The organism is Nonomuraea jabiensis, assembly GCF_014204795.1.
GTDB lineage: Bacteria > Actinomycetota > Actinomycetes > Streptosporangiales > Streptosporangiaceae > Nonomuraea > Nonomuraea jabiensis.
The window spans coordinates 7,190,465-7,204,312 of the sequence record NZ_JACHMB010000001.1 but is presented as its reverse complement, the minus strand read 5'-3'; the positions used below and the strand labels follow the sequence as shown (position 1 = coordinate 7,204,312).

Sequence of the window (13,848 nt, the reverse complement as noted above, 5' to 3'; positions counted from 1 at the left end):
TCATCGATCGTGTTCGTACGGCTGGGCGAGCGAGCCGGCGTAGGCGGTGAGCAGCCGGCGTGACTCCGCGGCCAGATCGCCCGGCTCCGGCGCCGCGGGGTCCGGGCCTTCCCGCAGGAAGAGTTCGGCGCGTTCGCGCAGCCGTTCCCGCAGCTCGGCCTCCGCGCCGGGGTCGCCGGCGAGCGCGCGTGCCAGACCCCGCGCCCACAGCTCCCAGCGGTCGCGGTAGTAACCGCCGACCAGTCCCGCCCAGTGCCGGCCCGCGTAGTCGTCCAGCAGCGGGCTGTCCGAGGTCCCCCACACGGTGATGATGCGGCGGGCGTTGTCGCGCAGGACCGCGCGCTCGTCCGGGTCGCCGGCCCACGACACGGCCTTGGCCTCCCAGTGCCGGAAGGTGTATTCGGGGCGGCAGGCCAGCATCCGGTCGAGGTCCTCGAAGACCCGCAGGAACCGGTCGACCCGCTCCGGGTTGCCCGCCGAGTCCAGGACGTCGAGGCAGAGGCGGTCGGCGACCCTGGCCAGGTACGCGATGCCGGTCTCCACGAGGTCGTGCCCGAGCGGTCCCGCGGCCAGGCCGGGGTCGCGCTCGGCCACCTCGATCAGCTGCTCCCAGGCCGTGGCGAGGGCCTGCGGCCGGTACCACAGGAGACCGGCAACGTCGGCGCGCAGCTCGGCCGGGCCGCGCTCGTACGAGGGCGCCGCGGTGATGACGCCCTCGAACGCCTGGGGGAGGATCGGCAGGCCCCGGGGGTCGTAAACGGTCTCCAGGAGCCCGCGCCAGGCCGCCCGCAGCTCGGCCGTCCACCGGGCGCCGTAGCGCTGGGTCACGAAGGCGTCGAGCCAGGCGTCGAGGTCGGGGACCTCGTTCCAGATCTGGTCGGCGACGAGCTCGAAGAAGACCGGGTTGTTGCGGGTGGCCTCCATGGACAGGCCGAGGCCGGCGGGCGGGCTCGGCGCCGCCAGCGCCGCGTCGATCCCGGCGGGCACGCCACGCAGGTCGGCGCCCGGATCGGTGCGGCCGCCGAAGTTCAGCAGGGCGCACCAGAGCCACGGCTTCCCGGAGAACTCCTGGAAGCGGCCCCACAGCGGGTCGTGCTCCGCCCACAGGTCCGCGACGATCATCCGGCCGTCGGGGATCGCGTCGAGGAAGGCGTTGACGCGGTCCTCGCTCCAGAACTCCCGCTGGTAGGAGAACGGCCAGGCCTGCATGAGCCAGACCGCGTCCGGGTCGGCGGCCTGGAGTCCGGCCAGCGTCGCCGCCGCCACGGCCCCGGGGAAGGCCGGGTCGGCGTCGATGGGGATCATCTCGATGAACGGGTCGGCGGCGTACAGGTGATCGGTGCCGAAGAGCTTGATCTGGGCGCGGGCGATCTCGGCGCCGATCGGCTCGTACAGCGGGTCGGCCGGGTCGAGCACCCAGGTCTCGAACCCCTGCCAGAGGCGGCGACCGGCCCGCCCCGTGGACGCGAGCTCGGACGGGACGTGTCCCGTGAAGGCCGGGAGCACGGGCGTCATGCCGAAGGCCCGCTCGCGGTCGAGGATGCGCGCGCCGAGCTCGCGATGGCTCTCGATCCAGGACGAGGAGAGCGGGCCGGCGAAGCCGTCCAGGCAGCCCATGAACTGGAACGGCAGATAGCCCGGCCCGCCCAGGAAGCTGCGGATCCGCCGGTCGTCGAGACCGATCGCGGTATAGGCGGCGTGCAGCGCGGCCTCGTGACCGGTGACGGCCAGCGGCATGGTGATGCCGTGCAGGGCCATCCAGTCGATCTCGCGTTCCCAGTCGGCCCAGTCCCAGTAGGGCATCGTGTAGCTGAAGGTGCAGAAGTTGAAGTAGTAGCCCTCCCGGACCCGCGCCGCGCCCTGTCGCGGCGGGGCGTCGGGCAGGGACGTCAGCGCCAGCGGGAGCACCGTGTCCCAGCCCACGGACGTGCCGCAGCGTTCCCGCAGATAGTGGTGGAGCGCGACCGAGGCGCTGACCCCGTCCGTCGCGGAGATGGCGAGCACGCCGCCCGCCGCCTCGTAGGCGTACTCGCGCCCGTCGCCGTCGCGGGCGGCGAACCGTACGGACTCGGCCACGGGACCCAGCACGCGGCGGGCCAGGCCGCGGACGGTTTCCGCCCAGGGCGGGCCCTCACCGGACAACACTGCAGCTCACACCCCTCGACGAATTAGTTCCGTACGGTCCATAATTAATGCTAGCGTACCGGCAACCGATCGCAGGGAGACAGAGCATGGAGCAGGTCGTCGCCGCCGGCACGCAGTTCATGCGCGAGGTCAACGCCGCCGCCGTCCTGCGGAAGTTGCGGGCAGCGCCGCATGGGGAGACCAGCATGAGCGTGTCCGCGCTGGCGAAGGCCGTGGGGCTCTCCCGCCAGGCGGTCACCCGCTCGCTCAACGCGCTGGTCGCCGAAGGGCTCGTCGAGTTCGGTCCCCTTGATCGCGACTCCACCCGGGCGGGGCGGCCGGCGCAGCTCGTACGGTTCCGGGCCGAGGCCGGCCACGTGCTGGGCCTGTCGATCAGCCCGCAGGACGTGCGCGTGGCGCTGGCGGACCTGGCCGGCACGGTCACGGCCTCCGGCGCGGAGCAGCTCGGCGCCGATGCCGGCGGCGAGCAGGTGGTGGAGACGCTCCTGTCCACGGTGGAGCGGACGCTGCGGGCGACCGGCGTCACGACCGGCGACCTCTGGTTCGCCTCGGTGGGCACCCCCGGCATCGTCGATCCGGCGGCCGGGGTCATCAAGCTCATCCCGAGCATGCCCGGCCTGGCCGGCGACCTGCTCGTGCGCCGGCTGGCGGAGGCGCTCGGCTGCCCCGTCTACCTGGACAACGACGTCAAGCTGGCCACGCAGGGCGAGCGGTGGCGGGACGCGGAGCGGCGCGAGGACTCCCTGGTGATGATCCACTGGGGCGAACGGGTCGGCGCCGGTATCGTGCTGAACGGCGAGCTCTACCGCGGCGCCTCCAACGACGCCGGCGACGTCGGCTTCCTCGACCTGTTCACCGACGGCCCCTCCGCACCCCGCCCGCAGGGCCTGGGCCCGTTCGAGGATCGGGTCGGCGGCGCGGAGATCGTGCGCCAGGCCACGGCCGCGGCCGGACGCGCCGCCGACGGCGCGCTCCTGGCCCGGATCGAGGCCGCGGGAGAGCACGCGCTCGAGGCCGTGCTGGACGCCGTCGTCGACGGCGAGCCGGCGGCGCTGGCGGCGATCGACGTGGTGGCCCGCCGCTTCGCCAAGGGGATCACCGTGATCCGGGCGATCCTCAACCCGCGGCTCGTCGTCATCGGCGGGCCCCTGGCCAGGTGCGGCGAGACGCTGCTCGCGGCGCTGCGGCGGCACCTCTCCGGCGAGCCGCTGGACCAGCCGGCGCTGGAGGTCTCGACGCTCCAGGAGGACGCCGTCGTCCACGGGGCGCTGCTGCACTCGCTGGACGAGATCGAACGGACCAGATTCGGCCTGGTGAGACCAGGCTCCGCCGGATGAGAACCGGTCGCCATGAGGGCCGTTGAGGAACCCACCCGATTGAGGAGAAAGGTCACACGCATGAGGAGACCAGCCCGGCGCGCGGCGGTCGCGGCGCTCAGCGTCACGACGGCGTTCGCGCTGACGGCCTGCGCGGGCGCCAGCAGTTCGGGGGGAAGTACGGCGACCAAGGTCAACGTATCGACCACCGTTCCGAACGACCCGGTGACGCTGACCCTGGCCTACACCAACGACCCGCCCACCAAGGCGCTCATCGACGGCTTCACCAAGAAGCACCCCAACGTCACCGTCAAGCCCCAGATGACGCCGTTCAACGACTACATCAAGTCCATCAAACTGGCGATGTCGTCCGACTCGGCGCCGGACATCGCCCAGTACAACCCCGGCGCGATGAACTCCCTGGTCCCGGCCGGTCTCATCCTCGACCTGAGCCCGTGGTCCAAGGCGTACGGCTGGACCACCAAGTTCCCGCCGGCCAGCCTCGAGGTCCTCAGCTCCGACAGGTCGGCCAAGCAGTTCGGGACCGGCAGCCTGTACGCCGTGCCCGGCGGGCTCTCGGTGCTCGGCGTCTTCTACAACAAGAAGATCGTGAAGGAGGCGCCGAAGACGCTGGCCGACTTCGAGGCCGCGATGCAGAAGGCCAAGGACGCCGGTCAGACCCCGCTGAGCAACGGCGCGCTCCAGGTCGGCGGGTTCCACCTGTGGAACGCGCTGCTCAACGTGACCGGCGACGTCGACGACTACCGCTCGTGGGTGTACGGCAAGCCGGGCGCGACGATCGAGAATCCGGCGGCGTTGAAGGCCACCCAGACGCTGACCGACTGGGCGAAGAAGGGATACGTCTCCGCCGGGGCGAGCGCCACGGCCGACGCCGACGCGCTGGCGAGCTTCGCCAAGGGCGGCAGCGCGTTCCTGATCACTGGCAACTGGGCGGCCTCCACCCTGGAGACCGAGATGAAGGACGACGTGGGCTTCTTCCTCATGCCCACGCCGTCGGGCGAGCCCGCGAAGGTCGCCTCGGGCGCCAGCGTCGCGTACGCCATCTCGTCGAAGTCGAAGAACCCGAACGTCGCCGCGGCGTTCCTCGACTACCTCAGCTCGCCGGAGGCGGCGAAGATCGAGTTCGACGGCGGGTTCATGCCGGTCGACACCAAGGCCGAGCTGGGCGCCACGGGGCTGCGCGGCGACATCGCGGGCGTCTTCGCGCCGGTGGCGCAGGGCAACGGGATCGTCCCGTTCCCCGACTTCGCCTCCCCCGGCATGATCGACAAGCTGACTCCCGGCATCCAGGGCCTGATCAGCGACAAGATGGCCCCCGACGCCTTCCTGAAGTCCCTGCAGGAGTCGTGGGACGCCCATCATGGCTCGTGAGCTGAGCCCGGCCGTCTCCCCGCCGCGGGCCGCTCCGGCCCGCGACGGGGGGCGGGCTGCCCCCGTGCCCGCGCACGGGAGGAGGCGGCGGGCGCGGGGCTGGCTGTACGTGCTGCCCGCGCTCGCGGTCTACCTGGGCTTCGCCATCTGGCCGGCGCTGAACACGCTCCGCCTGTCGTTCCTGACCTGGGACGGCATCCTCCCGCCGGTCTGGGCAGGTTTCTCCAACTACATCAAGATTTTTCGTGATTCAGCGCTGTATGAGGCCATCCTGCACAGCCTCGCGCTGATCGTCTTCTTCTCGGTCATCCCCATCGGGGTCGGGCTGCTCATGACGGCGCTCCTGATGGGCAAGGTGCGCCGGGGCATGACGTTCTTCCGGATCGTCTTCTTCCTCCCCCAGGTGCTGCCACTCGTCGCCGTCGGCATCACCTGGCGCTGGCTCTACGGCGAGTCCGGCGTGGTCAACCAGTTCCTCGAGCTGGTGGGGCTGGGGTCGATCACCCGCGCCTGGCTGGGCGACTACGGCCTGGCGCTGATCGCGCTCGGCCTCATCGGGACATGGGTGATGAGCGGGCTGTGCATGATGCTCTTCCTGGCCGGCGCGCAGAAGATCGACCCGTCCCTGTACGAGGCGGCCAGGCTCGACGGCGCGGGGGCGTTGCGGCAGTTCCGGCACGTCACCGTGCCCGGGGTGCGCAGGGAGATCACGGTCGCCGGCGTCATCACCACGATCGCCGCGCTGGCCAGCTTCGACCTCGTCTTCGTCACCACGAACGGCGGCCCGGCGGGCCAGACCAACGTGCCCGGCCTGCTCGTCTACCGGCTGGCCTTCAACGAGGGCGACATCGGCGGCGCCAGCGCGCTCGCGGTCGTGCTGACCGTGATCGTGGTCGCCGTCGTGAGCGCCGTCCGATACTTCACCAGGGATGATCAGAGTTGAGAACGCTCGGCGGTGTCAGTGTCCGGTACGGAGTGCTCGTCCTGCTGGCGGTGATGGTGCTGGTGCCCTTCGCCGGCATCGTCCTGGCCGCCCTGCACCCCTCGGGCGCGCAGCTCGACGGGCTGAGCATCCCGGACAGGTGGTCGTGGGAGACCTTCGCGCTCGCCTGGGAGCGGGGCAACTTCACCAACCTCATGCGTTCGAGCGTGCTGATCGCGCTCTTCGTGGTGCCGCTCGCGGTGGCGATGGCCACGCTCGCCGGGTTCGGGCTGGCGATCCTCAAGGTGTGGGGGCACCGGACGTTGTCGTTCGGGTTCGTGATGGGGCTCACGCTGCCGATCGAGGTCATCGTGGTGGCGCTCTACTTCAACCTGCGCGAGGTCGGCCTCACCAACTCCTACGTCGGCGTCATCCTGGCCGAGGCGGCGCTGTTCATGCCGTTCGGGGTGTACTGGATGCAGACGCACTTCTCGAACGTGCCCGAGGAACTCGTCGAGGCGGCGCGCATCGACGGCGCCCGGGATTTCGTGGTGCTGGCGCGGGTGCTGCTGCCCATCTCGTGGCCCGCGGTCACCACGCTGTCGGTTCTCTACTTCATGTGGTCGTGGAACCAGTTCATGCTGGTGCTGGTCATGATGCAGGACCCGGACCGGCGCACGGCGCCGAGCGGGCTGGGGTTGTTCGTCGGCCAGTACACGACGGACATCCCGTTGCTGGCGGCGGCCTGCTTGATCGTCATCGCGCCGATCGTGGTCGTGTACCTCATCTTCCAGCGCAGCTTCGTCAACGGCATCACCCAGGGCGCCATCAAGGGCTGACCCACCCCCGACCGCCAGGCACGTCCCACCGCAACCGACCGCGCCACCGACGTCCGCTGAGGTCCCTTGGGGACGAGGGGCAGGCGCCGCCCGCCCGGCGAGCCGCCCCGCCCCACGGGACCCCGGGCAAGTGGCTCACATTTGGCATTCACGTCGAAACCCATGCCAAGATGCGCGTGTGGTCGGGACACCGCCGGAGCTGGAGCGTGGCACGGGAGTCCCCGCGCACGTGCAGATCGAGCGGTGGCTGCTCGAGTCGATCTCCAGCGGCGAGATGGAGCCGGGCGACCGGCTGCCCGGCGAGCGGGAGCTGGCCGGGCGGCTGGGCGTGAGCAGGATGACGCTCAGGCAGGCGCTGGCCACGCTGGAGCGCGACGGCGTGCTGATCAGGGTGCCCGGCAGGTCGGGCGGCGCGTTCGTGGCCGAGCCGCGCATCGAGTGCGACCTGACCGGGCTGGCCGGGTTCACCGAGCAGATGCGGCGGGCCCACCTGCGGGCCGAGGCGCGGGTCCTGACGGCGGCGACCGTGCCCGCCCCGCGGGCGGTGGCCGCGGCGCTGCAGGTGGCGGAGGGCTCGCCGGCGCACGAGGTGGCCAGGGTGCGCTCGGCCGGGCTGTCGCCGGTGGCGTTGGAGCGCTCCTGGTTCCCGCCCCTGCCGGGCTTCCTCGACCAGGACCTCACCGGCTCCCTCTACGCCCTGCTGGCCGCCCGCTACGACCTGGAACCGCGTACGGCGGTCGAGCACCTGGCCCCGGTGATCGCCCGTCCGGCGGAGGCCGCCGAGCTGGGCATCGCCCCCGGCGCGCCGCTCATGCTCATCGAGCGCACCGCCTACGCGGGTGACGGCACGCCGGTGGAGTTCGCGCGGGACCTGTTCCGCCCCGACCGGGTCCGGATCTCGGTACGCAGCGGCGTCACGGAACCAGAGGGGTCTTGACGACGACGCCCGGCACCCAGGCGCCCTCGACCTCGATCTCCACCTGGGCCCCGGGGCCGACCGGCAGGTAGGCGTAGGCGATCGACTCCTTCGCGGTGTAGCCGTACCCGCCCGAGGTGACCCGGGCCACGACCTGCCCGTCCAGCCGTACGGGCTCGTTGCCGAGCGCGACGGCCCTCGGGTCGCGCAGCGTCACGCACCGCAGCCGCCGCTCGGGCGCCGGGTCCAGGGCGTCCTTGCCGAGGAAGTCCTTGTCCGTCTTGACGCAGAACCCCAACCCCGCCTCGTACGGCGTCGTCTCGGGTCCGATGTCCGCGCCCCACACCCGGTAGCCCTTCTCCAGCCGCAGGCTGTCGATGGCCCGGTAGCCGCCGGCCACGAGCCCGTACGGCTCCCCCGCCCGCCACAGCTCCTGCCACAGTCCCAGCCCGTACTCGGTGGAGCAGTACAGCTCCCAGCCCGGCTCCCCCACGAACGTGACCCGCAGCGCCAGCACCGGCACGTCCCCCACGGTGATCTCCCGCGACGACATGAACGGGAAGTCCATAGGGTCGGGCGTGAGCCCGGCGATGATCTCGGGGGCGCGCGGGCCCCACAGGGCGAAGCACGCGTACTGGCCGGTGACGTCGGCGATCCGGGCCGTCGCGCCGGTGCGCGCGGCCTGCTTGCGCAGCCAGCCCAGGTCGTGCGAGCCGAACGCCGTGCCGGTGACGATCAGGAACTCCTGCTCGCCCCGCCTGGTCACGGTGAAGTCGCACTCGATGCCGCCGCGCCGGTTGAGCGCCTGGGTGTAGGTGACGGCGCCGACCTCGCGGGCGACCCGGTTGTCGCACACCCACTCCAGCAGGTCCGCCGCGTCCGGGCCGGAGACCTCGATCTTCGCGAACGAGCTCTCGTCGAACAGGCCCGCCGTGGTGCGCGTGGCCCGGTGCTCGGCGCCGATCGCGGGCGACCAGAGCCGCCCGGCCCACCCGCCGGGCCGCTCCCCCTCGTCCGTCGCGTTCGAGTCGTAGTAGTTGACCCGTTCCCAGCCGGACTTCTCGCCGAAGACGGCGCCGTGGGCGGCGTGCCAGCCGTACGCGGGCGAGAGCCGCAGGGGCCGCCCCGCCGAGCGCTCGTGGCCGGGGTAGCGGATGTCGTAGTAGGTCTCGTAGTTCTCGACGGCCCGCTTGATCGTGTACGACGGCGAGCGGTACTGGCGGCCGAAGCGGCGGATGTCCATGTGCCAGAGGTCCATGCTGGGCTCGCCCTCGACGATCCACTCGGCCATCACCTTGCCGATGCCGCCCGCGCCCGCGATGCCGTGCGCGCAGAACCCGGCCGCCACGAAGAACCCGCCGACCTCCGTCTCCCCCAGGCAGAACTCGTTGTCGGGGGTGAACGCCTCGGGGCCGTTGATCAGCTTGCGGATGCCGACGTCGGCCATCGCAGGCACACGAATCCGAGAATTATCCGAAATTTCCTCAAATCTCGGCCAATCTTCGGACAGGAGGCGGCCGTTGAAGTCCGCGGGGACGGCGTCGAAGGAGTTCGGGCCGGCCGTCCAGGGCGCGCAGGTGCGCTCGTACCCGCCCATGACCAGCCCCTGCACCTCCTGCCGGTAGTAGACGAGCAGGTCGGGGTCGCGCAGCGTGGGCAGCCCCGTGTGGTCGTGGCAGGCGTCGGTGACCACGTACTGGTGCGACATCGGCACGATCGGGATCCGCACCCCGGCCATGCGGCCGATCTCGGCCGCGAACATGCCGCCGCAGTTGACCACGATCTCGCAGTCGATGTCCCCCTGGTCGGTGCGCACGCCGGTGACGCGGCCGTTCGCCGTCGTGATGCCGAGCACCCTGGTGTGGGTACGGATCACCGCCCCGCCCTCGCGCGCCCGCTGGGCCAGGGCGTAGCAGAGCTGCGAGGGGTCGATCTGCCCGTCCGTGGGCAGGTACGCGGCGCCCACGACGCCCTCGGGGTCCATGAGGGGGAACAGCTCGACGGCCTCGGCCACCGAGATCTCCTCCAGCGGCAGCCCGAACGTCCGCGCCCAGCCGATCTGCCGGCGGATCTCCGCCATGCGCTCGGGCGTGGAGGCCAGCTTGATGCCGCCGCACTCCGTCCATCCGGCGTCGAGGGTGCGGTAGAGCTCGACGGAGTACTGGTTCATGCGGGTCAGGGTGGGATCGGCGCGGAGCTGGCCGACCAGGCCCGCCGAGTGGAAGGTGGAGCCGCTGGTGAGCTCGTCCCGCTCCAATAGGACGACGTCGCGTTCGCCGAGTTGGGTGAGGTGGTAGGCGACGGACGCGCCGCCCACCCCGCCACCGATGATCACGATGCGGGCCGAGTCGCTCATGCTGGCGAGGCTAACCTTCGGACCGGCAAAAGGTCTAGACCGTTTAGCGCCGCCCGTCCTAGCATCGAGCATGGCCGTGCCCGAGGTGCTCGATCGCGTTCCTCTGCTGTCCGGCGTGCCGCGCTCCGTCGAGGAGCTGCCCGGAGGGCTGACCAACCACAACTACAAGGTCACGACCCCGGGCGGGACGTACGTGGCGCGCGTGTGGGCCAGCGACAGCTCGCTGCTGGGGATCGACAGGGACGCCGAGCACGCCTGCTCGCGGGCCGCCGCCGCGGCCGGGGTGGGGGCGCCGGTGCACGCGTACCTGCCCGAGCTGGGGGTGCTGGTGGTGGGCTTCCTGCCGGGGCGGACGTTCACCGAGGCTGATCTCCGCGACCCGGCGAACCTGCCCCGGGTGGCGCAGGCGTGCCGCCGCCTGCACGCGGGGCCGCGGTTCGTACGGGACTTCGACATGTTCGAGGTCCAGCGGCACTATCTGGGGATCGTGCGGGAGCGGGGCTACCGGCTTCCGGCGAACTACCTCGACTTCATGCCCGCCGTCGAGGACATCCGGAAATGTCTGCAAATAAGGGCGGAAGGCACCGTTCCCTGCAACAACGACCTCCTGCCCGGCAACATCATCGACGACGGGCACCGCCTCTGGCTGATCGACTACGAGTACGCCGGCAACAACGACCCCTGCTTCGAGCTCGGCAACATCTGGAGCGAGTCCGACCTGCCGCTCGGCCACCTGGAGGAGCTCGTCACCGCGTACTACGGCCGCCGCCTGCGCCACAAGATCGCCCGCGCCCGGCTGCTGGGCCTCATGTCCAAGTACGGCTGGACGCTCTGGGCCTCCATCCAGGACGGCGCGAACGAGAGCATCGACTTCGACTTCTGGTCGTGGGGCATGGAGAAGTACGAGCGGGCGGTGGCCGAATTCACCGGATCTGCTCTTGCGTACCTCATGGACGAGGCCGCGCGGGCAGACTAGGGACATGTTCGCCGCATTGACCGGCCTCGGCCTGTCCACGGCCGCCGGGCTGAACGCCTACATCCCGCTCCTGGTCGTGGGCGTCCTGGCCAACTTAACGGACTCCGTGAAACTCCCCGACGGCTACTCCTGGCTGTCCAACTGGGGCGTGCTCGCGGTGATCGCCGTCCTGCTGGTGGCCGAGTTCGTCCTGGACAAGGTGCCCGCCGTGGACAGCGTCAACGACACCATCCAGACCGTGGTGCGCCCGGCGTCGGGCGGCGTGGTCTTCTCGGCCACGCAGGCGGCCTCCGAGGTGGACCACTCCACCTGGATGGCCGAGCACCCGTGGGCCGGCTGGCTGCTGGGCATCGTGATGGCGCTGGCCGTGCACGCGGTCAAGGCCACCGCCCGGCCGGTGATCAACGCCGGGACGGCCGGGGTGGGCGCGCCGGTGGTGAGCACGGCGGAGGACGCGGGCTCGCTCGGCATGAGCCTGGTGGCCGTCTTCGCTCCCGTGCTGGTGATCGTCGCGCTGCTGGCGATGGCCGTGGTGGCGTGGTGGCTGATCAGGAAGGTACGCCGCATGCGCGCCCGCAGAAGAGCGGCCCGCGGCCAGCCCTGACCTGGGTCCGCTCCCGGGCCCGCGGGCTGGGGTCACTCCTGGGCCCGCAGCCACTCCTCCACGAGGTCCACGAACTCGGCCGGGCGCTCCTCGTGCAGCCGGTGACTGGCGCCCGCCCAGCACACGATCCTGGACGCGGGGTCCTTGAGCAGCCCCGACTCCCAGCTCGCCCGTTCCTGATCCGCCCAGATCGACAGCACCGGGCAGCGCCGGCGGGCCAGGTAGTCGTCGCTGGCCGGGCGCACCCCGATGGCGTCCGGCGCCGTGAACATGGCCTCGAACGCCTGGACCAGCACGTGCGGCGGCATGCCGTACAGCCTGCGCTTGTGCCAGCGCCTGATGACGGCGGGGGTGCCGGCGTTCGTGCACCACTCGTCGATCTTCTCGGCGGCGGCGTGCGGGTGCTCGCCGCGCAGGCCGTCGATCATCCTGGGGAAGCGCCGGGCGACCCGGTCGGTCATGCCGTAGCCGGGGTCGACGGCGACGAGCCCGCGTACCAGCTCGGGGTGTTCGACGGCGAGGATGGAGACCACCTGGCCGCCCATCGAGTGCCCGACGGCGACCACCTGCGGGATGCCCCGGCTTTCGAGGAGGGCGGCCAGGTCGCCGGCCATCTCGCGCGGCGTGTTGCCGGTGTCGGGGACGGACGAGTAGCCGTGGCCGCGCAGGTCCACGGCGATCACCCGGTGGTTGGCCGCCAGCGCGTCGATGTGCCAGGACCACTGGTGGGAGTCGGTGCCCCACCCGTGGACGAGCAGCAGCGGGGGTCCGTCGCCGTCCTCCGTGTAGAAAAGCCTGATATTTCCGCCTACGTCCGCGTACGGCATCTATTGACCCCCACCCTCCAGCCGGGACAGCAGCGCGCCCTCTCCTGCCGTCCACCCGCCGTCCACGGCCAGCTCCGCGCCCGTCACGTACGAGGCCGCGTCGGACAGCAGGAACGCGATGGCCTCCGCCACCTCCTCCGGCTCGCCCCAGCGCCCTGCGGCGGCCAGCGGGAAGGTCCCGTCCCCCGACACGGCCCCGAGCGGCTGCGTCATCGGGGTGACGATCATTCCGGGATGTACGGAGTTGACCCGGATGCGGTCCTTGCCGAACTCCAAGGCGGCGATCTTGGTCAGCCCGCGCACGCCCCACTTGGACGCGCCGTAGCCCCCCGTGCCGGGCAGGGCGGTGAGGCCCGCGACGGACGAGAGGTTCACGACGGCGCCGCCGCCGGACCCGCGCATGGCCTTGACCACCGATTTGAGGCCGAGGAAGACGCCGACCAGGTTCACCTGGAGCACGCGCTCGAAGGCCTCCAGCGGCTGCTGCTCGATCGGCTCCGCGAGGGCGATGCCCGCGTTGTTCACCAGCCCGTCGAGCCTGCCGTACGCCTCCAGGGTGGCGGCGACCACCTCGGCCCACTGGTCCTGATTTGTCACATCGTGGGGGAAAAATCGGGCACCTAGCTCCTTGGCGGTGGCCGTACCCTCCTCCACCAGCACATCGGTGATCACGACCTGAGCCCCGGCCGCGACGCAGCGCCGCGCGGTGGCCGCCCCCATGCCCCGGGCGCCACCGGTGATGATCACAACCTTGCCGTCGAGCACGTCACCCCGCCCTTCCAGCCGCTCTGCGAGAACTGAAGCACAGCCCCACTGCTCTGATCAAGTGCTTGCTTGGTTTCTCGGCCGCGCCGAAGCCGCCCCGGCCGACTATCCTTCAATTCATCAAGACCCTCAGGAGGTGGCGGAGATCGGCGAGCTGCTTGTCGTCCTACTGGTGATCCTGGCGTTCTTCCTGCTGCTGGGCGGTGTGGGCGTCTACGTCCTGGTCAAGCTGGGCAAGAAGGCGGCGGTCAAGGCCAAGGAGGCCACGACCCGGCTCAGCACCCACGTCAACGCCATGGGCACGGGTGACGCCGCCGAGGTCGAACGCCTCCGCCTCGACCTGCGCCGCGAGGTCTCCCTCACCCGCCAGGCCGTCGAGCACGCCCAGCGCCTGGGCTGGGGCCTCGGCGACCTCCCCCGGCTCATGGCCGACCTCTCCGCGCAGGCGGACGTCCACGACGGCCAGCTCGGCATGTACGCCCAGCAGCGCCGCGTGTCCCCGTACGTCGACCACGCCACCCTCGGCCGGCTCAGGGAGCACCAGGCCAAGCTGACGGCGATGTGCGCCCGCATCCGCGCCGACCTCCTGGGCGACCAGGTGCAGCACACCGCCACCGGCATCGCCGACCTCGGCTCCCGCACCGACCTGGAGATCGAGGCCCGCCGCCACGCCCCTGACCCGCTGGACCAGATCGACGAGCTCTACCGCCGCTCGATGGAGGAACGCAAAGACCTCCCCTGACGACTACTCCACGTGGCAAGATGAACGCCCCACGTGAAAAGTCAAGGA

12 protein-coding genes are annotated in these 13,848 nt (G+C 71.3%); 8 read left to right on the top strand and 4 right to left on the bottom strand.

All coding sequences use genetic code 11. The annotated features are described in order from the left end of the window. Window positions 1–2,145 carry an alpha-N-acetylglucosaminidase gene (locus tag HD596_RS32910; RefSeq protein WP_185073124.1) on the bottom strand — a complete coding sequence of 715 codons (2,145 nt, stop codon included), beginning with the start codon at window positions 2,143–2,145 and terminating at the stop codon, window positions 1–3. A gap of 86 nt (window positions 2,146–2,231) precedes the next feature. Here HD596_RS32910 and HD596_RS32905 point away from each other — a divergent pair, with 86 nt between their 5' ends. From HD596_RS32905 to HD596_RS32885, 5 genes are all read left to right on the top strand, one after another. Continuing rightward, window positions 2,232–3,482, top strand: a complete 1,251-nt coding sequence (locus tag HD596_RS32905) for an ROK family transcriptional regulator (RefSeq protein WP_185073123.1) — start codon at window positions 2,232–2,234, stop codon at window positions 3,480–3,482. A 60-nt stretch (window positions 3,483–3,542) separates the two neighbouring features. Continuing rightward, window positions 3,543–4,853, top strand: a complete 1,311-nt coding sequence (locus HD596_RS32900; RefSeq protein ID WP_185073122.1) for an ABC transporter substrate-binding protein — start codon at window positions 3,543–3,545, stop codon at window positions 4,851–4,853. Continuing rightward, window positions 4,843–5,796 (top strand): carbohydrate ABC transporter permease, encoded by a 954-nt coding sequence (locus tag HD596_RS32895; protein ID WP_185073121.1) that lies wholly within the window; start codon window positions 4,843–4,845, stop codon window positions 5,794–5,796. The genes HD596_RS32900 and HD596_RS32895 overlap by 11 nt, the downstream gene beginning before the upstream one ends. A gap of 53 nt (window positions 5,797–5,849) precedes the next feature. Further along, window positions 5,850–6,614, top strand: a complete 765-nt coding sequence (locus HD596_RS32890; protein WP_185078856.1) for a carbohydrate ABC transporter permease — start codon at window positions 5,850–5,852, stop codon at window positions 6,612–6,614. Window positions 6,615–6,792: 178 nt separating this feature from the next. Then, on the top strand, window positions 6,793–7,551 hold the full coding sequence (locus HD596_RS32885; RefSeq protein WP_185073120.1) for a GntR family transcriptional regulator: 759 nt from the start codon (window positions 6,793–6,795) through the stop codon (window positions 7,549–7,551). On the opposite strand, the gene HD596_RS32880 is transcribed toward HD596_RS32885, so the two are convergent. After that, on the bottom strand, window positions 7,529–9,886 hold the full coding sequence (locus HD596_RS32880) for a GcvT family protein (RefSeq protein ID WP_185073119.1): 2,358 nt from the start codon (window positions 9,884–9,886) through the stop codon (window positions 7,529–7,531). The genes HD596_RS32885 and HD596_RS32880 overlap by 23 nt on opposite strands. Before the next feature lie 70 nt (window positions 9,887–9,956). On the opposite strand from HD596_RS32880, the gene HD596_RS32875 reads away from it, so the two are divergent. After that, on the top strand, window positions 9,957–10,862 hold the full coding sequence (locus tag HD596_RS32875; protein ID WP_185073118.1) for a phosphotransferase: 906 nt from the start codon (window positions 9,957–9,959) through the stop codon (window positions 10,860–10,862). Between the two features lie 4 nt (window positions 10,863–10,866). Beyond that, window positions 10,867–11,466 (top strand): DUF4126 domain-containing protein, encoded by a 600-nt coding sequence (locus HD596_RS32870; RefSeq protein WP_185073117.1) that lies wholly within the window; start codon window positions 10,867–10,869, stop codon window positions 11,464–11,466. 32 nt (window positions 11,467–11,498) lie between these two features. Here the strand turns inward: HD596_RS32870 and HD596_RS32865 are convergent, their stop codons facing one another. Together HD596_RS32865 and HD596_RS32860 are read right to left on the bottom strand one after the other, a co-directional pair. Further along, entirely contained in the window at window positions 11,499–12,293 is a 795-nt protein-coding gene (locus HD596_RS32865; protein WP_185073116.1) for an alpha/beta fold hydrolase, read from the bottom strand. Further along, entirely contained in the window at window positions 12,294–13,058 is a 765-nt protein-coding gene (locus HD596_RS32860; RefSeq protein ID WP_185073115.1) for a glucose 1-dehydrogenase, read from the bottom strand. Between the two features lie 136 nt (window positions 13,059–13,194). Here HD596_RS32860 and HD596_RS32855 point away from each other — a divergent pair, with 136 nt between their 5' ends. Further along, window positions 13,195–13,800 carry a hypothetical protein gene (locus HD596_RS32855; protein WP_185073114.1) on the top strand — a complete coding sequence of 202 codons (606 nt, stop codon included), beginning with the start codon at window positions 13,195–13,197 and terminating at the stop codon, window positions 13,798–13,800. Window positions 13,801–13,848 lie beyond the last annotated feature (48 nt).